Annotated in this window: 17 protein-coding genes and 1 tRNA gene; 10 read left to right on the top strand and 8 right to left on the bottom strand. The window is 66.7% G+C overall.

Annotation, left to right across the window (positions count from 1 at the left end; genetic code table 11):
• Nucleotides 1-12: 12 nt before the first annotated feature.
• The gene (gene tssJ / locus AB4850_RS27195) at nucleotides 13-540 is read left to right on the top strand and encodes a type VI secretion system lipoprotein TssJ (protein WP_414442545.1); all 528 of its coding nucleotides are present in this window, start codon (nucleotides 13-15) and stop codon (nucleotides 538-540) included.
• Nucleotides 541-713: 173 nt separating this feature from the next.
• Here tssJ and AB4850_RS27190 read toward each other — a convergent pair.
• Nucleotides 714-790, bottom strand: a tRNA-Met gene (locus tag AB4850_RS27190).
• Between the two features lie 244 nt (nucleotides 791-1,034).
• Between AB4850_RS27190 and xth the strand changes: the two genes are divergently transcribed.
• Complete coding sequence (gene xth / locus AB4850_RS27185) at nucleotides 1,035-1,811, top strand: exodeoxyribonuclease III (RefSeq protein WP_414442544.1); 777 nt, start codon at nucleotides 1,035-1,037, stop codon at nucleotides 1,809-1,811.
• A 92-nt stretch (nucleotides 1,812-1,903) separates the two neighbouring features.
• A complete protein-coding gene (locus AB4850_RS27180; protein WP_414442543.1) occupies nucleotides 1,904-2,521 on the top strand; it encodes a TetR/AcrR family transcriptional regulator in 618 nt (205 codons plus the stop codon).
• A 57-nt stretch (nucleotides 2,522-2,578) separates the two neighbouring features.
• Here the strand turns inward: AB4850_RS27180 and AB4850_RS27175 are convergent, their stop codons facing one another.
• Nucleotides 2,579-3,220, bottom strand: coding sequence for an NrsF family protein (locus AB4850_RS27175; RefSeq protein WP_414445624.1), 642 nt, complete (start codon nucleotides 3,218-3,220; stop codon nucleotides 2,579-2,581).
• Nucleotides 3,220-3,768, bottom strand: a complete 549-nt coding sequence (locus AB4850_RS27170; protein ID WP_414442542.1) for a sigma-70 family RNA polymerase sigma factor — start codon at nucleotides 3,766-3,768, stop codon at nucleotides 3,220-3,222. Before AB4850_RS27170 ends, AB4850_RS27175 begins: the two co-directional genes overlap by 1 nt.
• 417 nt (nucleotides 3,769-4,185) lie before the next feature.
• Between AB4850_RS27170 and AB4850_RS27165 the strand changes: the two genes are divergently transcribed.
• The 4 genes from AB4850_RS27165 to AB4850_RS27150 all read left to right on the top strand — a co-directional run bounded on the left by AB4850_RS27165 (nucleotide 4,186) and on the right by AB4850_RS27150 (nucleotide 7,445).
• Nucleotides 4,186-4,845, top strand: a complete 660-nt coding sequence (locus tag AB4850_RS27165) for a cytochrome b/b6 domain-containing protein (protein ID WP_414442541.1) — start codon at nucleotides 4,186-4,188, stop codon at nucleotides 4,843-4,845.
• Nucleotides 4,846-4,879: 34 nt separating this feature from the next.
• Entirely contained in the window at nucleotides 4,880-5,659 is a 780-nt protein-coding gene (locus tag AB4850_RS27160; RefSeq protein WP_414442540.1) for a molybdopterin-dependent oxidoreductase, read from the top strand.
• A 77-nt stretch (nucleotides 5,660-5,736) separates the two neighbouring features.
• The gene (locus AB4850_RS27155; RefSeq protein ID WP_414442539.1) at nucleotides 5,737-6,009 is read left to right on the top strand and encodes a pentapeptide MXKDX repeat protein; all 273 of its coding nucleotides are present in this window, start codon (nucleotides 5,737-5,739) and stop codon (nucleotides 6,007-6,009) included.
• Nucleotides 6,010-6,215: 206 nt separating this feature from the next.
• A complete protein-coding gene (locus AB4850_RS27150) occupies nucleotides 6,216-7,445 on the top strand; it encodes a lactonase family protein (RefSeq protein WP_414442538.1) in 1,230 nt (409 codons plus the stop codon).
• Nucleotides 7,446-7,524: 79 nt separating this feature from the next.
• Here AB4850_RS27150 and AB4850_RS27145 read toward each other — a convergent pair whose 3' ends face one another.
• Nucleotides 7,525-8,217, bottom strand: a complete 693-nt coding sequence (locus tag AB4850_RS27145; protein ID WP_414442537.1) for an aspartate/glutamate racemase family protein — start codon at nucleotides 8,215-8,217, stop codon at nucleotides 7,525-7,527.
• Between the two features lie 202 nt (nucleotides 8,218-8,419).
• Between AB4850_RS27145 and AB4850_RS27140 the strand changes: the two genes are divergently transcribed.
• Together AB4850_RS27140 and dinB are read left to right on the top strand one after the other, a co-directional pair.
• Nucleotides 8,420-9,055 (top strand): LysE family translocator, encoded by a 636-nt coding sequence (locus tag AB4850_RS27140; RefSeq protein ID WP_414442536.1) that lies wholly within the window; start codon nucleotides 8,420-8,422, stop codon nucleotides 9,053-9,055.
• Nucleotides 9,056-9,151: 96 nt separating this feature from the next.
• Nucleotides 9,152-10,357 (top strand): DNA polymerase IV, encoded by a 1,206-nt coding sequence (dinB, locus tag AB4850_RS27135; protein ID WP_414442535.1) that lies wholly within the window; start codon nucleotides 9,152-9,154, stop codon nucleotides 10,355-10,357.
• 110 nt (nucleotides 10,358-10,467) lie between these two features.
• Here dinB and AB4850_RS27130 read toward each other — a convergent pair whose 3' ends face one another.
• From AB4850_RS27130 to fixL, 4 genes are all read right to left on the bottom strand, one after another.
• Nucleotides 10,468-12,555, bottom strand: coding sequence for a M3 family metallopeptidase (locus AB4850_RS27130; protein ID WP_414442534.1), 2,088 nt, complete (start codon nucleotides 12,553-12,555; stop codon nucleotides 10,468-10,470).
• A gap of 256 nt (nucleotides 12,556-12,811) precedes the next feature.
• On the bottom strand, nucleotides 12,812-13,672 hold the full coding sequence (gene folD, locus AB4850_RS27125; protein WP_414442533.1) for a bifunctional methylenetetrahydrofolate dehydrogenase/methenyltetrahydrofolate cyclohydrolase FolD: 861 nt from the start codon (nucleotides 13,670-13,672) through the stop codon (nucleotides 12,812-12,814).
• Between the two features lie 224 nt (nucleotides 13,673-13,896).
• A complete protein-coding gene (fixJ, locus tag AB4850_RS27120; RefSeq protein WP_414442532.1) occupies nucleotides 13,897-14,535 on the bottom strand; it encodes an oxygen response regulator transcription factor FixJ in 639 nt (212 codons plus the stop codon).
• On the bottom strand, nucleotides 14,532-17,036 hold the full coding sequence (gene fixL / locus AB4850_RS27115) for an oxygen sensor histidine kinase FixL (RefSeq protein WP_414442531.1): 2,505 nt from the start codon (nucleotides 17,034-17,036) through the stop codon (nucleotides 14,532-14,534). The genes fixJ and fixL overlap by 4 nt, the downstream gene beginning before the upstream one ends.
• On the opposite strand from fixL, the gene AB4850_RS27110 reads away from it, so the two are divergent.
• The gene (locus AB4850_RS27110; protein WP_414442530.1) at nucleotides 17,035-17,160 is read left to right on the top strand and encodes a hypothetical protein; all 126 of its coding nucleotides are present in this window, start codon (nucleotides 17,035-17,037) and stop codon (nucleotides 17,158-17,160) included. The two genes, fixL and AB4850_RS27110, sit on opposite strands and share 2 nt — an antisense overlap.
• The last annotated feature ends 8 nt before the right edge of the window (nucleotides 17,161-17,168 follow it).

The raw sequence follows: 17,168 nt of genomic DNA, 5'->3' as shown, positions 1-17,168 counted from the left end.
CGGAGATGGCCGATGCTGACTCGTTTCATTTTGCTCACCGTGGCGTTTGCCACGCTTTTGTCGGGATGCGGCGCCTGGCAGGCCGTTTCCGACGCGTCGTCGAGTGCGTACCGCGCAACGTTCTTCAAGCAGGTCAAGGTGCTCGACGTCGATCTGTCCGCTCGCGAAGCGTTGAATCCCGACGAGGCGGGGCGTGCGACGTCGGTTGCCGTGCGCGTGTATCAGTTGAAGGATCGCAAGATGTTCGACGGTGCGTCCTATGAGGATCTGCTGAAAAACGACCGAGTCGTGCTGGCGCAGGATCTGCAGGCGAGTCTCGCGACGGTGCTGAACCCGGGCGGGGCCGCGAGTCTTTCGCAGCCGATGCGGGCCGACACGAAATTTATTGCCGTTGTGGCGTTCTATCGTCACCCCGGTAGCGGTGATGGATGGAAATTCGTGATCGAGAAAAACAAGCTCGATGCGGACAAGCCGCTGAAGCTCGAATTGGTCGATCAGATTGTGTTGGTCCGTGGGGGAGCCGCTGATTCGTCGCGTTAGCGATCGGTCATCCGGTTGCCATGGTTGAACGTCGACGTGGTGCTGCCGTCTTGCGACGACGATCGATGGAGAGGGGCGTAACCCGAGCGTGATGCCGGTTGGGCGGCGCACGTCGAAACACGGCGCAGAAAGCACAAAGGGTTACAGCCGATAGCTGTAACCCTTTGAATATCTGGTTGCGGGGACAGGATTTGAACCTGTGACCTTCGGGTTATGAGCCCGACGAGCTGCCAGACTGCTCCACCCCGCGTCTGAGAAAATCGAGTATAGGGGTATTATGTACTTGTGTCAAACGCTAGCGCGAAAAAAATTTCACGGCGCCCGTGCGAACGGAACAAATCCTCTCCGCTGGTACACTCCCGTCGAGCCGGTCTGACCGCGAGGCGCAGGCCGCCCGCGCGATATCCGGCGTGTTTGCACCCCCTTCGAACCGCCTCGCCGCGCAAGCGCGATACGCGCGCGCCGCCCCTGATTCACCACGGAACTCCGCATCGATGAAGATCGCCACCTGGAACGTCAATTCCCTGAACGTGCGCAAGCAGCATGTGCTCGACTGGCTCGCGTCGAGCCACACCGACGTGCTCTGCCTGCAGGAACTGAAGCTCCCCGACGAGAAATTCCCGAAGGCCGATCTCGAGGCGGCCGGCTATCGCAGCTGGTTTACCGGCCAGAAGACCTATAACGGCGTCGCGATTCTCGTGCGCGACAGCCTGAGCGTCGACGAAACCGATGTCGTCAAGAACATCCCCGGCTTCGAGGACGCGCAGCAGCGCGTGATCGCGGTCACCGTGAATGGCGTGCGGATCGTCTCGGCCTATTTCCCGAACGGCCAGGCGCCCGACTCGGAGAAGTTCACGTACAAGCTGCAATGGCTCGATGCGCTGCAAGCCTGGCTCAAGAGCGAAATGGCGCGCTATCCGAAGCTCGCGCTGCTCGGCGACTACAACATCGCCCCCGAGGATCGCGACGTGCACGATCCCGCCAAGTGGGAAGGGCAGAACCTGGTGTCGCCGCAGGAGCGCGCGCATTTCGCGGCGCTGCTGGAGATGGGCTTCGTCGATGCGTTCCGCCGCTTCGAGCAGCCCGAAAAAACCTTCACCTGGTGGGATTACCGGATGATGGGCTTCCGCCGCAACGCCGGCCTGCGCATCGATCACATCCTGCTGTCGCCGGCGCTGGCCACCACGCTGACGGCCTGTGAAGTCGACCGCGAGCCGCGCAAGTGGGAGCAGCCGTCCGACCATACGCCGGTGATCGCGACGCTGGACTGAGCGCGGCTCGGCACGTTCCAGAACGATTGATCTAAAATGTCGGGCGCGGCCCGCAACGGCGGCCGCATCACGACACGGAGAAGCAAGCAGCGATGGCTCGCCCACGCGAATTCGACGAAGACGCCGCACTGGATGCCGCGATCGCGCAGTTCTGGGCGTACGGTTATACGTCCACCTCGGTGCGTGACCTGGCCGCCACGATGGGCATGACGGGCGCAAGCGTCTACAACGCGTTCGGCGACAAGCGCGCGCTCTACATGCGGGCGTTCGAGCGCTACGTCGAAGGCGGCTTCCGCGACCGCGTGCGCCGCTTCGAGCATCGCCTGCCGCCGCGCGACGCGATCGTCGCGTTCTTCGACGAGATCATCCGCCTGACCGCCAACGATGCGCAGCGCAAGGGCTGCCTGATCGTCAACGCCGCCGTGGAACTGGCGCCGCACGACGCCGATCTCCAGCCCGTGCTCGAATCGATCCTGAAGGACGTCGAGGCGTTTTTCCTGCGCTGCGTCGAGGCGGGGCAGGCCGCCGGCTCGATTCCGGCCACGCTGGCCGCGCGCGACGTGTCGCGGATGCTGTTCACGATGCTGATGGGGCTGCGCGTGCTGGCGCGCGTGCGGCCGCAGCGCGACCTGCTGGAAGATGCGGTGCGGCCGATGCTGGCCATGATCGGCGCATCGCTGGCCGCGCCGGACGCGCGCCGCGCGGCCTGAGCGAACCACGGACACGACAAGAACGACCACGCGCTTCGCGGCGTCGTCGCTTCGCGCCTACCAGCGCAGCAGGCGCGGCCCGGCCAAGGCGCCGATTGCCGCCGGCAACAACAATCCCGCCACGTACCACACCCCCCAGAACGCCGGGCTCATCTCCGGGCAATGCAGGCAGTAGGCGACGGTCGCGATCGCGCTGGCCAGCAGCCCCGATACGGCGCCGGCGCGCCGCGGCTGGGTGGCGGCAAGGCCGCGCATGGCCCAGAACACGGCCGCGAAGCTCGGCACCGACAGCAGCAGGATATTGAACGGGCAACTGCGCCACGAGTGGCCCAGCAGCATCGGCAGCCGCGCGTCGGGCGCGGCGGCGATCAACAGCGCGGCCCCGCCGATCCACACGGCCAGGAACGGCACGGCGAGCAGCCACCAGCGGTAGCCGCCGCGCAGCCCCGGCCTGCCGAGACGCTGCACGAGCAGGAACGCCATCACGGCGATCGCGAGCGGAAACGCCAGCTTGACCCAGAACAGCGCGGCATGCGTGGCGAGCGCCAGGTCGTGCCGCCAGCCGAACACGAACCAGGTCAGCAGCAACGAACCGGCGAAACCGAGCGGCAGCGTGACGCCGAAGTGACGCGGGATCGGATCGCGGCGGCCGGGTACGAGGCCTGCCGCGAGCAGTTCGATCAGGTCGTCGGTATCGATCATCGCTCGCCCCGGATTCTGGCGGCCAGCGCCTTCAGCCCGCGATGCACGCCCACTTTCACGGCCGATTCCGACAGCCCGGTGATCGCCGCCGTTTCGGTGACCGACAGCCCTTGCAGCTTCACGTGCAGGATCGGCAGCCGCTGCTTGTCGGGCAGATGTTCGAGCAATTTGCCGAGGTCGTGGCGCGCCTGCGCCGGCTCGTCGTCGGGCGCGGTGAACATCGCTTCGTGATCGTCGTCGAACGGCACGTTGAGCGATTCGCGGCGAAACCGCGAACGGAAGAAATCCATCAGCTTGTAGCGGGCGATCGCGTGGACCCAGGCGGTCAGCGGTTCGTCGCTGCGATAGGTGTGGCGCGCATGATGCACGGCGAGCAGGATTTCCTGGACCAGATCCTCGACGTCGTCGTGCATCTGCGGAATGCGCTTGCGCAGGTAGCCGCGCAGGTGACGCGTCAATTCCTGCAGAAAGCCGCGATAGTCTTGGGCGTTGCCGTCGAGGCCGCTGACGAACAGCGCTTTCAGGCGGTCTTCCGCTGCGTACAAGGGTGGTCCTGTGATGACGGGGCGGCTGACGCGGGCGGGGCGCATCGCCGGACTGGCATCGACCTTGGGCGGCGCGGATCGCGCGCCTGGGTGCGACGGCTAGGATTCTAGAGCAAGTGTTTTAGAATAGCCGAACGGTGTGGCCCCTGCAAGCACCGGGCCTGGCCGCATCGCCCCGCCGTTGCGCGCTTCGCGTCTTGTCTGGCGCGACTTTTCTCGTTTGCTCCCTTTTTGGGCGGCCTGCCGGCCTCGCCCGTCCGTCCGGGCCGATTTCCCCTTCCGCAAAAAATATTTTCAGGGCGCTGTAACCGGCACGCCCGCGCCGCCGAATTGCTTGTCGTAACGGGTGGCATTGCTCGACGAGCAGGCGACCCACGATGAAACCTGGCGCATCGAACGATGCCGTGCGAGCCCGACATGACCCTGCTTTCGACCCGCTCCGCCCCTCCGGCCCGATCCGGCCGTGCTGCCCCCGCCGGCGCGCCGCGTGCCCGGCCGGCGCACCCGGTCTGGCTGCGCGTCACGCATTGGCTCAACGCGCTGGCCGCGTTGCTGATGATGCTGTCGGGCTGGCGCATCTACAACGCCTCGCCGGTGTTCCCGTCGATCGTGTTTCCGTCGTCGTGGACCATCGGCGGTTGGCTCGGCGGCGCGCTGCAATGGCATTTCGCGGCGATGTGGCTGCTGGTGTTCAACGGGCTGACGTACCTGACGATGAGCGTGGCGACCGGCCGTTTCGCGGCGCGCTTCCTGCCGCTGTCGCCGCGCGCGGTGCTGCGTGACCTGGCCGCGGCGCTGCGCGGCAAGCTTCAGCACGACGATCCGTCTCACTACAACGCGGTGCAGAAGCTGGCCTACGTGGGGGTGATCGTCGACCTGATCGTGCTGGTGCTGTCGGGGCTGGCGATCTGGAAATCGGTGCAATTCCCGCTGCTGCGCGAGCTGTTCGGCGGCTACGACACGGCGCGCGTGGTGCACTTCTGCGCGATGGCGGTGATGGCCGCGTTCGTGATCGTTCACGTGGCGATGGTGGCGCTGGTGCCGCGCTCGCTGCTGACCATGTTGCGCGGCCGTTGAGCCGGCGCGCCCCAAGCAATATCAGGACTTCGAAATGAAACGGAACGACCTTCCCGCCCAACTTGGCATCGACCGCGAGATCGTGCTCGCCGATGCGCAGCGCGAACTCGCGATGCCGTCGCGGCGCCTGTTCGGCAAACGGATGCTGACGCTGGGCGGCCTGTCGATGCTGACCGGCTGCACGCTGAGCGACGACGCCTCGGTGGACGGTTTCCTGTCCGCCGTGTCGCGGCTCAACGATCGCGTGCAGGCCGCGTTGTTCGACCCGCGCGCGCTGGCGCCCACCTATACCGAAGCGCAAATCACGCGGCCGTTTCCGTTCAACGCGTTCTACGGCATCGATGACGTGCCCGAGGTGGACGGCAGCGATTTCCGCCTGAAGGTGAGCGGCCTCGTGACGGGCCAGCGCGCCTGGACGCTGCCCGAGCTGTATGCGTTGCCGCATGCCGAGCAGATCACGCGGCATATCTGCGTGGAAGGCTGGAGCGCGATCGGCCGCTGGGGCGGCACGCCGTTCTCCGAATTCCTGCGCCGCATCGGCGCCGATACCAGCGCGAAGTACGTGGGCTTTCGCTGCGCGGACGATTACTACGAAAGCATCGACATGGCCACCGCGCTGCATCCGCAGACGCTGCTCGCCTTCGATTACGACGGTCAACGGTTGCCGGCGAAATACGGCTATCCGATGAAACTGAGGATGCCGACGAAATTGGGCTACAAGAACCCGAAGCATATCGTCGAGATCTTCGTCACCAATGTGTACCCGGGCGGCTATTGGGTCGATCAGGGCTACAACTGGTTCGGCGGGTCCTGACGGGCCGCGCGCGAACGATTCATCAACAGGTCCGCATCGAAAGGACCGAATTTTTTTCACCCGGCAAGGAGCAAATCATGAAGAAACTGGCAATGGCAATCGTGGCGGCAACGCTGAGCATCGGTGCAACGGCAGCATTCGCGCAGGCAAGCGGCGCAATGTCGAACGATGCGATGTCGCACGACGCAATGGGCAACGGCGCGATGAAGCACGACGCGATGGGCAAGGGTGCGATGAAGCACGATGCGATGGGCAAGGGCGCGATGAAGCATGACGCGATGGGCAAGGACGGCATGAGCAAGGATTCGATGAGCAAGGATTCGATGGGCAAGGACGCCATGTCGAAGTAAGCCGTCGCACGGCACGACGATGCCCGCGGTGCCGCCAGGCCCGCGGGCATCGTCGTTTATGCCTGCCTGCAAGCGGGAAATCATGCAGAAATTTTTTAATCCGTTGTAACCGCAACCTTCAGTTACCCGAATTGATGGGCGCGCGATCGAGAGAAACCAGCAAGCAACGATCGCTAACCCGACTACTGACGACCAAGGTGAAACGGATGAAGCTCAAATTGATCACGGCCCTGACCACGACGGCCATTCTTGCAGCGTGCGGCGGCAGCGACGACACCCCCACGCCGCCGGCCGCGGCCTCCGCGCCGGCTCCCGCGTCCACGCCGGCGCCCGCGCCGCAGAAGACCGCGCAACTGTTCGCGCAAACCAACGACACGCAGAACGCGGTGCTGCATTTCGTGCGCAACGCCGACGGCACGTTGAGCGCCAAGCCCGTGCTGGCGACCGGCGGCAAGGGCACCAACGGCGTGAACTACTTTATGGGCAACATCGTCGCGCCCGACGCGCTGACCAGCAACAACAGCGTCCTGGTGTCGCCGGACGGCACGCGCCTGTTCGTCGCCAATGCGGGCGACAACACCGTCAGCGTGTTCGCGATTTCGGGCAGCGATCTGAGCCTGCTGGCGGTGTCGCCCACGGGCGGCGTGCGGCCGACCTCGCTCGCGTTCGCGAACGGCGTGCTCTACGTCACGCATCAGCAGGGCGCGCAGGAGCTGGGCGCCTACCGCCTTGGCACGGACGGCAAGCTCACCTCGATCGGCCAGTACGCGGTGGTGGTGCAGGATGCGCTGCCGACGGAAGTGTCGGTCAGCCCCGACGGCAAGTACGTGATCGTCAACGGCTTCCTGCGCACCGTCACGCCGACCGCGCCGCTGAACATGCTGCTGGCCTTCCCGGTGCAGGCCGACGGCACGCTCGGCACGCCGGTCGACAGCAGCTCGATCGGCGTCGGCCCGTTCGGCGCGCGCTTCGGCTCGGGTGCGCTGGCGTCGAGCTATTTCGTGACCGACGCGGCGGGCGGCACGGTCGAATCGTTCGGCTTCTCGTCGTCGACGGGCGCGTTCGCCTCGACCGGTTCGCCGATCACCGTGACCGGCCAGGCCGCGCCGTGCTGGATCACCGTGACGCCGGACAACCGCTTCGCCTACATCGGCAACGGCAGCGGCGCGATCTCGCTGTTCTCGATCGACAGCACCGGCAAGATGGCGCTGGTGAACGCGTCGATCGCCACCGAAACGCCGGTCGCGGGGCAAACGTCGGCGTTCGCGAACGATTCGTGGGTCAGCCCGGACGGCAAGTTCCTCTACCAGGACTACGCCGGCGACGACAAGATCGTCGCGTATGCGATCGGCGCGAACGGCGCGCTGACCAAGCTCGGCGAGCAGCCGGCCAACACCCAGTCGAAGATCAGCCTGCAGGGCATGACGGGGATCTGACGCGGGCGGGCCTCGAGCGGCTATCGGTGGCCATCCGTGGCGCGACGCGGCCCGAGTCGAACCACGGGCCGCGTGGTGTTCAATCCGCCGCGAACGCCACGGCGGCGTGCGCATGCAGCGCCGTCGTGTCGTAGACGGGCAGCGGCGAATCCTGTTCGCCGATCAGCAGCGTGATCTCGGTGCAGCCGAGAATCACGGCCTGCGCGCCGCGCTCGGCCAGCCGGCCGATGATGGCCGCGTAGGCGGCGCGCGAGGCGGCCTCGATCCGGCCGTGACACAGCTCGTCGTAGATCACGCGGTGCACCGTCTCGCGATCGTCGGCATCGGGCGTCAGCGCCTCGATGCCGAAGCGTTCGGCGAGCCGCTGCGCGTAGAACGGCAGCTCCATCGTGTAGCGCGTGCCGAGCAGGGCGACGCGGCGCACGCCGTCCGCCTGCAGCGCCGCGCCGGTCGGGTCGGCGATATGCAGGAACGGCAGCGTGACGGCCGCCTCGATCGCCTCGGCCACGCGGTGCATGGTGTTGGTGGTCAGCACGATGAGGTCCGCGCCGGCCGCCTGAAGCTGGCGCGCCGCGCCGGCCATCCGTTCGCCGAGCGCGTGCCAGTCCTGGGCGCGCTGCAAGGCCTCGATCTCGGCGAAATCGACCGTCACCAGCACGCTTTTCGCGTTGTGATGCCCGCCGTGCCGCGCCTTCGATTCGCGATTGATCAGCCGGTAATACTCCGCCGACGATTCCCAGCTCATGCCGCCGATCAGTCCGATCGTTTTCATGGGTACTCCGTGCGTGTGGGTCGTGAGGTGCTGCCGAGTATAGGTCGCGGGCCGACGCGGTGGCGGTACGGTTCGGGGCGGGAACGGCCGGTACGGATCGAGCGATCGGGCCATGACGGCGAAGGTTGATCGGGCGAGCGCGGCTGCCGTATGCTCGTGGCCTGACCACTCTGCGGCGCTTGCATGCGCAAGGACGGCTCCCATGCTGCACTACGAACCGGCTCACTGGATGGCGTTTTTCGGCATGGCCGTGCTGCTCAATATCGCGCCGGGGCCGGACATCGCGTTCATCCTCGGACACACCGTTCGCAATGGCCGCCGGCACGGTTTCGCGGCGATGCTCGGCGTATGGAGCGGGGCGCTGTTCCATGTGGTGTGCGCGGCCGTCGGGCTGTCGGCGATCCTGTATGCGTCGGCCAGCCTGTTTCTGGCCGTCAAGTGGATCGGCGTGGGCTATCTGGCCTGGCTCGGCATCCAGTCGCTGCGCTCGAAGGGCGGCGCGCTCGAGATCCCGGCGCCGGCGCCGCGCACCGTCGCGCAGGTCTACCGGCAGGGCGTGCTGATCGACATCCTCAATCCGAAAGTGGCGATTTTCTTTCTCGCGCTGCTGCCGCAGTTCGTGGTGGCGGGCGCCGGCCCGGTACCGCTTCAGCTCGGCGTGCACGGCGCGTTGATCATCGCCGTGGCGGCGCTGATCGAGCCGCCGCTGATCATGCTCGGCGCCAGGCTCTCGCAAGGCCTGCGCGCCAACCGCCGCGTGTCGGCGTGGCTCGACCGGGCGCTCGGTGCGTTCTTCCTCGGGCTGGCCGCCAAACTGGCCGCGTTTCGGCACGGATAAACCGCTGATCCGGCCCCGCCGGCCGGTTTCCCCCGAGCAGGCAAAATCGCAACGCGACAACACGGCGCCACTGTTTTTTTGTACAGTATCGCTACCTTGGATACGCCCGCCACGCCCCTCGATCCCGCTGATTCCGCCGCGCCGTCCGCCTCGCCGGGCGGCGCGGCGGCGTTCGCGCGCAAGATCATCCATCTCGATTGCGACTGCTTCTATGCGTCGGTCGAGATGCGCGACGATCCCTCGCTGCGCGGCCGGCCGCTCGCGGTCGGCGGCCGGCCCGACCGGCGCGGCGTGATCGCCACCTGCAACTACGAGGCGCGGCGCTTCGGCGTGCATTCGGCGATGTCGTCGGCGCTGGCCATGCGCAAGTGCCCGGGCTTGCTGATCATCCCGCCGTCGATGGAGAAATACCGCATCGCGTCGCGCGCCATCATGGATATCTACCGCGACTACACGCCCGAGGTCGAGCCGCTGTCGCTCGACGAGGCCTACCTCGACGTGAGCCGCGCCGAGCGCTGCCAGGGCAGCGCCACGCTGATCGCGCGCGAGATTCGCGAGCGCGTGCGCGACACGGTGGGGGTGACCGTCTCGGCCGGCGTCGCGCCGAACAAGTTCATCGCCAAGATCGCCTCCGACTGGAACAAGCCCGACGGCCTGTTCGTGGTGCGCCCGCCGCAGATCGACGCGTTCGTGGCCGCGCTGCCGGTGCGCAAGCTGTTCGGCGTGGGCCGCGTGACCGCCGCGAAGCTCGAGCGGCTCGGCATCGAGACCTGCGCGCAGTTGCGCGGCTGGTCGCAGATCGACCTGCATCGCGAATTCGGCTCGTTCGGCCGGCGGCTGTTCGAGCTGTCGCGCGGCATCGACGAGCGGCGCGTGCATGCCGATCGCGAGCGCAAGTCGGTCAGCGTCGAAAACACCTACGTGAACGATCTGACCACGCCCGCGCAATGCGCCGAGGAGTTGCGCAAGCTGGTGGTCCAGCTCGACGCGCGGATTGCGCGCACCAATTCGCTGCGCACCATCCGCAAGCTGTTCGTGAAGATTCGTTTCGCCGATTTCCAGCGCACCACGGTCGAGTGCGTGGCCGAGGCGACCGACGCCGATACTGCCGTGGCGCTGCTCGAAAAAGGGCTGGTGCGGCGGCAGCAGGCGGTGCGTCTGCTCGGCGTGGGCGTGCGTGTCGATGAGGATACGGCCGAGCGGCACGGCCAGATCGCGCTGTTCGGCGATGACGATGAGGAACGTGGCGGCGAGGACGACGACGGCCTGGCCGAACCGGGCGAGGGCATCGTCGCGCCTTGAGCCGAGCGCCCGGCTGCGGCCAATGAAAAACGGCGCTCACCGCGAGGTGAGCGCCGTCGTGCGCCGGCAGCGCGTCGGTCGTGCGCCGCCGGGCCTGAGCCGTGCCGGCCTCAGTGCGCCGTCGCCGTCATGCCGTTGTGACGCAGCAGCGCGTCGATTTCCGGCTCGCGGCCGCGGAACGCCTTGAACGATTCCATCGCCGGGCGGCTGCCGCCCACTTCGAGGATCTCGCGGCGGTAGCGCGTGCCGGTGGCCGCGTCGAGCACGGTGCCGCCGGCCTTCGCCGCTTCCTCGAACGCCGCGTACGCATCGGCCGACAGCACCTCGGCCCACTTGTAGCTGTAGTAGCCGGCCGCGTAACCGCCCGCGAAGATATGGCTGAACGTGTTCGGCCAGCGCGAGAACGGCGATTGCGGGATCACGTGGAAGCGCTCGTTGATGTCGCGCGCGAATTCCACCGCGCCCACCGTGCCGGCCGGATCGAAATCGATGTGCAGCAGCATGTCGTACATCGAGAACACGATCTGGCGCAGCGTGCCGAGGCCGCTCTGGAAGTTCTTCGCCGCCAGCATCTTGTCGAACAGCTCGCGCGGCAGCGACGCGCCCGATTCGACGTGCGAGGACATCGAGGTCAGCACGTCCCATTCCCAGCAGAAGTTCTCCATGAACTGCGACGGCAGTTCCACCGCATCCCATTCCACGCCGTTGATGCCCGACACGCCGAGTTCCTCGACGCGCGTCAGCATGTGATGCAGGCCGTGGCCGAACTCGTGGAACAGCGTGATCACTTCATCGTGCGTGAAGCAGGCGGGCTTGCCGCCGACCGGCGCCGAGAAGTTGCAGGTCAGGTAGGCCACCGGCGTCTGCACGCCCGTGGCGCGTTTGGCACGGGTGCGCGCGTCGTCCATCCAGGCGCCGCCGCGCTTGCCTTCGCGTGCGTACAGGTCGAGGTAGAACTGGGCGACCAGCGTGCCGTCCGGGTTCTCGACGCGGAAGAAGCGCACGTCCGAATGCCAGACCGGCGCGTCGTCGCGGCGGATCTTCACGCCGAACAGCGTTTCGGTGACGGTGAACAAGCCTTGAAGCACGGCCGGTTCCGGGAAGTACTGCTTGACCTCGTTTTCCGAGAACGCGTAGCGCTGCTCGCGCAGCTTCTCGGCCGCGAACGCGATATCCCACGGCGCCAGTTCGCTCATGCCGAGCGTGCCCGAGGCGAACGCGCGCAGTTCTTCCCAATCGCGCTCCGCGTGCGGACGCGCGCGCACGGCCAGGTCTTCGAGGAACGCGGTGACCTGGGCCGGCGATTCGGCCATCTTCGGCGCGAGCGAGACTTCCGCGAAGTTCGCGTAGCCGAGCATCTGCGCTTCCTCGCGGCGCAACGCGAGTGTTTCCGCGACGATCCTGGTGTTGTCCCATTCGGTCTTGCCGTCGCCGTATTGCGGGCCGAGTTCCGAGGCGCGCGTCACGTAGGCGCGGTACAGGGTCTCGCGCATTGCGCGGTTTTCCGAGTATTGCAGCACCGGGAAATACGACGGGAAGTGCAGCGTGAATTTCCAGCCGTCCTTGCTTTCGCGCTGCGCGGCTTCGCGGGCGGCTTCGATCGCGTCGCCGGGCAGGCCGGCCAGTTCGGCCTCGGATTGCGCGTAGTACGCATAGCCGTTGGTTGCGTCGAGCACGTGGTCGGAGAACGCCTTCGACAGCGCGGCCTGCTGCTCCTGCAACTCGGCGAAGCGCGGCTTGCGAGCTTCGGGCAGTTCCGCGCCGGACAGACGGAAATCGCGCAGCGAGTTGTCGAGGATCTTGCGGCGCTCGGCCGACAGCGTGGCGTATTCGGCGCCGGCCGCGATTGCCTTGTACTTCTCGTAGAGCGCGAGGTTCTGGCCGACGCTCGACCAGAACTCGGTCACGCGCGGCAGGTTTTCGCCGTAGGTGGCGCGCAATTCCGGGGTGTCCGCGACGGCGTTCAGATGGCCGACGATGCCCCAGGCGCGGCCGAGAGGTTCGGTCACGCGCTCGACGGCTTCGACCACGTCGGCCCAGGTGGCCGGCGTGGCCGGATCGGCCGCGTGTTCGACGGTGCGCTCGGCCTGCTCGAGCAGCGCGTCGAGGGCGGGCGTGACATGGTCGGGACGAATCTCGCCGAAGCGGGGCAGGCCGGAGAAATCGAGAAGCGGATTGGCGTTGGCGCTGACGGACATGGGGCTCCCTGCGGGGTCGGATGGCGAATGAACGGCGCGGCTGCGTGGCCGCGGCATGTCGACATTATTGGGGCGGTGTTGCCGGTTTCCAATCGGAAGTTTCTAACGCGGCGATTGGAAACGGCAGGCAGCGTGCCGCCGAAGCGGCCGGCATGCTGCGTTTTGACGGGCCGCGCGCGGGAAAGATCCGCGCGCGGCCGCAAGGGCGGTGAAGCGTGAAGCGGGTACGAGAACGCCTACCTGCAGCGCGCGGCGTTCAGGCCGCCGCGTCGGCCGCGCGTTCGGCGGCTTCGAGCGTGTTGATCAGCAGCATCGTGATCGTCATCGGGCCGACGCCGCCCGGCACCGGCGTAATGAAGCCGGCCACTTCGCGCAGGCCGTCGAAATCGACGTCGCCGCACAGCTTGCCTTCGTCGTTGCGATTCATGCCGACGTCGATCACCACGGCGCCCGGCTTGATCATGTCGGCCGTCAGCACGTTGCGCTTGCCGACCGCGGCCACCACCACGTCGGCCTGGCGCGTGTGGGCGGCGAGGTCGCGGGTCTTGCTGTGGCAGATCGTGACGGTCGCGCCGGCTTCGAGCAGCAGCATCGACATCGGCTTGCCGACGATGTTCGAGCGGCCGATCACCACCGCGTTGGCGCCGCTCAGATCGATGCCGTGCGCCTCGAACATCTTCATGACGCCGTACGGCGTGCACGGGCGGAACAGCGGCTTGCCGGTCATCAGCGCGCCGGCGTTGGCGACGTGGAAGCCGTCCACGTCCTTCTCGGGCGCGATCGCCTCGATCACCTTGTGGCTGTCGATATGGGCCGGCAGCGGCAGTTGCACGAGGATGCCGTGGATCAGCGGGTCGCGGTTCAGCGCGTCGATGTGCGCGAGCAGTTCGCCTTCGGACAGCGTGGCCGGGAACAGGTCCTTCTTCGAGTAGAAGCCGTTGTCCTGGCAGGCCTTGATCTTGTTGCGGACGTAGACCTCGCTCGCCGGGTTGTCGCCGACCAGGACGACCGCCAGGCCGGGGCGGTGGCCGCGCGCGGTCAGGGCCGCGGCGCGTTCGCCCGCTTGCGCGCGCAGGGTCTTGGAAAGGGCGTTGCCGTCGATCAGGGTGGCTGTCATGGTGAAATTCGGTCTGGATTGGGAAAGCGGGGGCGCGGCGAACGCGGTTCAGCCGCTGCAAGGCACGGAATTATACCCATCGCCTGTCGGGACCCGACATCGGGCAGCGCTGGCGCGCCATGACGAGGCGGCTGCCCAATGCAAAGCCGCGGCCTCCAGGCGGGGGCCGCGGCTTGATCGAGCTGCAGGCAGGGCGGGGCGGCCGCGCGGGCCGCCCCGCAGGCTTACGCCTGCTTCTTGGACAGCGCGAGACGCAACAGATCGGCGACCGTGTTGACGTTGAGCTTTTCCATGATGTTGGCGCGGTGCGCCTCGACCGTCTTGATGCTGATGCCGAGATCGTCGGCGATCTGCTTGTTCAGGCGGCCGGCGATGATCCGTTCGAGCACCTGCTGCTCGCGCGCGGTCAGCTTCGACAGGCGTTCGGTCGCGGCGCGCTGCTCCAGGACGCTCTTGCTTTCGTTGCGGGCCTTGTCGAGCATGCGCTCGACGAGCTTGCGCAGCTCGGCTTCGTCGAACGGCTTCTCGATGAAATCCATCGCGCCCTTTTTCATCGTCGAGACCGCCATCGGCACGTCGCCGTGGCCCGTCACGAAGATGATCGGCAGCGCCGCGTTGTCGGCGATCAGGCGCTCCTGCAACTCCAGGCCGCTCATGCCGGACATGCGCACGTCGAGGATCAGGCAGGCGATCTGCCCGGCCTGCAACGCGGGCTGGTAGCCGTCGAGAAACTGCTCGGCGCTCGAGAAGCATTGCACGCGATAGCCGTTTGCCTCCAGCAGCCAGCGCAGCGAATCGCGCACGGCTTCGTCGTCGTCGACCACAAAGACGGTTTCCTGAGGGGTGGTGACTGGGCTATTCATATCTCTCCCGTAACAGTATGTGATGCCAGGCCGCCACGGCCGTGGTCCTCGGGTGCCCCGATGGGCAGACTGCAATGGAACGTCGCGCCGGAAACGCGGCCGTCCGCCTCGATATTGTTCACGACCCAGAGCCGTCCGCGGTGCGACTCGATGATCGAGCGACAGATGTTCAGCCCCATGCCCATGCCGTCGGACTTGGTGCTGTAGAACGGTTCGAACAGCCGCTCGGCGCTGGCTTCGTCGACGCCGGTGCCCTGGTCGATCACGCGGATGTCGACGAAACCGGCCTCGATGTCGGCGACCACGCGAATCACGCCGTCGGTGTTCGGATCCTTGACCTCGCCCATCGCCTCGGCCGCGTTCTTCATCAGGTTCATCAACACCTGCTCGATCAGCACGGGGTCGACATAGATGATAGGCATTCTGGCGCGGATTTCGGTGACGATCCGGATCCGGCGCTTGCGTGCCTCGATTTCGGCGAGCCCGACCGCGTCGGCCACGATATCGGCCACGCGGGCGGCTTCGCGCTTCGGCTCGCTGCGTTTGACGAACTCGCGGATGCGTTTGACGATCATGCCTGCACGCAGCGCTTGCTGGGCGGTTTTTTCGAGTGCCGGCAGCAGGGTTTCTGCGGTGCCGCGCCCGCTCTTGACCAGCGCCACCGTGCCGGAGCAGTAATTGTTGATCGCGGCGAGCGGCTGGTTCAGTTCGTGGGCGATCGACGAGGCCATTTCGCCCATCGTCATCAGCCGGCTGGTGAACTGCAGCTTTTCTTCCTGCTGGTGCGCCAGTTCCTGCGCCTTCTTGCGGGTGGTGATGTCGGTCGCGATCTGCATCTGCGCGAGGTGGCCGTCCACCCACTGGATGTACTGGCGCCGCACCTCGAACCATTTCTGGATGCTTTCGACGTACACCTCCTGCGCGTCGGCCGTGCTTTCGGTGAGCGCGGTGGCGGGCAGGCCGGCGAAGGCGTCAACCAGGTCGATCGAATCGGAGGACGCCTGGGTGCTGTCGAAGCCGCCGCCCGACAGTTCGAGGTGGCCGTCGGGGCGGATGCCGAACAGGTGGCGGTAATAGCGGTTCGCGAACAGCAGCTCGGCCTCGTCGGCGGCCAGCACCGAGACGGCCGCGTCAAGGCTTTCGAGCACCGTCGTGAAGCGTTCGTGCGCGGCGGCCAGCTCCTCGCGGGCGCGCTTGGGCTCGGTGATGTCGGTCATCGACGACATCCAGCCGGTCTGGCGGCCCGAGCTGTCGATCAGCGGCGACACGTACAGCCGCGCGTGGAACATCGAGCCGTCCTTGCGGCGCACGCGCAGCTCGAAACCCGAGGAGGGCGCCTTGCCACGCAGCGTCATGTCCACCTGGCGTTGCATTTCCGGGTAGGCATCGCGCGGCCAGTACGGGAACGGCGGGACCTTGCCGACCAGATCGGCCTCGTCCCAGCCGGTCATGCGGCAGAACGCCGGGTTCACGTGGGTGATGCGGCCGTGCATGTCGAGCACGCGCATGCCGATCAGCACCGAATTTTCCATCGCGCGGCGGAAGAACGCCTCGGCGTACAGCGCCTGCTGCGCCTCGAAACGCTGCCGTGTGTGCTTCCAGAGGCTCCACAGGCTCCACAACACGAAACACGACAGGCCGGCCACGAGCCAGACGAGCGTGTTGTTCGTCAGGTTCGTCATCTGCGGGTACGAATAGACGCGTACCGTCAGGCCCTGGCCCGGCGGATCGAGCGGCAGATCGTAATGGGCGTCGCGCGGCAGGCGCGGGCGCGAGGAGGTGGAGGCCAGCTCGCGGTTGTTGACGTCGGTGATCGAGATCTTGTACTTGGCCGACAGCTCGGGCGGGATGTCGTGCTTGAGAATGCCCTCGACCGAGAACACGGCGGCGATCGAGCCGAGGTATTCGCGGTCGCGCGTGACCGGGGTTTGCAGCGTCACGAAGCCGTTGCCGAAATCGTCGTAGGCGATCGCCGAGTAGGCCTGGCGGCGCGTTTCGCGCGCTTCGGCATAGCCGCCGCGCACGATCTCGGCCAGTTGCGCGTCGTTCGGGCGCGACAGCCGCTGGCCGAGCGCGGGCAACTGCATGTCGGGCCAGCGCGGCGTGCCGGCCGGCATGTACCAGTTGACGTAGAGGATTTCGGGGTGTGCCTGCATCACGTCGCCGGCTGCGGCCTGGAAGCCGCTGACATTGATGCGGCCGAGCGCCAGGTCGCGCGAGAACGCCTGCAGTTGTTCCTGGGCGCTCGTCATCGACAGGCGGATCTGCTGCTGCGCCCAGGCGACGTTGCGATAGAGGGTGTCTTCCTGCTGCTGCTGCTCGCGGCGGTTGAGGCTCCAGAGGATCAGGCTCATCACCACCAGAAACACCAGGATCGACAGCAGTGGCGTCAATAGATAGGAGTTGGACCACCACGGTCCGTGGTGCCAGCGGGACGGCTGCGAATCGGCCGGGGCACCGGACGCTCGCGCCGAGCGAGTAAAGAGCCGATCGGTCAACATGGCACGCATTGTAGCGCAGCGCCATGCCGACAAAACGGTGTGCCGCATTGTTGAACTGAAAGCGAAATTTGTCGCGCCTGCGTCATTCTTCATAGGTGCGGCGCAGCATTATTTCGCATTATGAGAAACAAT

The sequence above is a fragment of the Burkholderia sp. 22PA0106 genome (assembly GCF_047497155.1).
Taxonomy (GTDB): domain Bacteria; phylum Pseudomonadota; class Gammaproteobacteria; order Burkholderiales; family Burkholderiaceae; genus Burkholderia.
The sequence above is the reverse complement of the archived record's forward strand: the minus strand, read 5'-3'. Positions and strand labels throughout refer to the sequence as shown.

Bases quoted from the DNA above. Each gene is read 5' to 3' on its own strand.
- folD (WP_414442533.1), bottom strand. From the start codon at position 13,672: ATGACAGCCACCCTGATCGACGGCAACGCCCTTTCCAAGACCCTGCGC.
- AB4850_RS27165 (WP_414442541.1), top strand. From the start codon at position 4,186: ATGACCCTGCTTTCGACCCGCTCCGCCCCTCCGGCCCGATCCGGCCGT.
- AB4850_RS27180 (WP_414442543.1), top strand. From the start codon at position 1,904: ATGGCTCGCCCACGCGAATTCGACGAAGACGCCGCACTGGATGCCGCG.
- AB4850_RS27140 (WP_414442536.1), top strand. From the start codon at position 8,420: ATGCTGCACTACGAACCGGCTCACTGGATGGCGTTTTTCGGCATGGCC.
- AB4850_RS27145 (WP_414442537.1), bottom strand. From the start codon at position 8,217: ATGAAAACGATCGGACTGATCGGCGGCATGAGCTGGGAATCGTCGGCG.
- tssJ (WP_414442545.1), top strand. From the start codon at position 13: ATGCTGACTCGTTTCATTTTGCTCACCGTGGCGTTTGCCACGCTTTTG.
- AB4850_RS27150 (WP_414442538.1), top strand. From the start codon at position 6,216: ATGAAGCTCAAATTGATCACGGCCCTGACCACGACGGCCATTCTTGCA.
- xth (WP_414442544.1), top strand. From the start codon at position 1,035: ATGAAGATCGCCACCTGGAACGTCAATTCCCTGAACGTGCGCAAGCAG.
- AB4850_RS27110 (WP_414442530.1), top strand. From the start codon at position 17,035: ATGGCACGCATTGTAGCGCAGCGCCATGCCGACAAAACGGTGTGCCGC.
- fixL (WP_414442531.1), bottom strand. From the start codon at position 17,036: ATGTTGACCGATCGGCTCTTTACTCGCTCGGCGCGAGCGTCCGGTGCC.
- AB4850_RS27155 (WP_414442539.1), top strand. From the start codon at position 5,737: ATGAAGAAACTGGCAATGGCAATCGTGGCGGCAACGCTGAGCATCGGT.
- fixJ (WP_414442532.1), bottom strand. From the start codon at position 14,535: ATGAATAGCCCAGTCACCACCCCTCAGGAAACCGTCTTTGTGGTCGAC.
- AB4850_RS27160 (WP_414442540.1), top strand. From the start codon at position 4,880: ATGAAACGGAACGACCTTCCCGCCCAACTTGGCATCGACCGCGAGATC.
- AB4850_RS27130 (WP_414442534.1), bottom strand. From the start codon at position 12,555: ATGTCCGTCAGCGCCAACGCCAATCCGCTTCTCGATTTCTCCGGCCTG.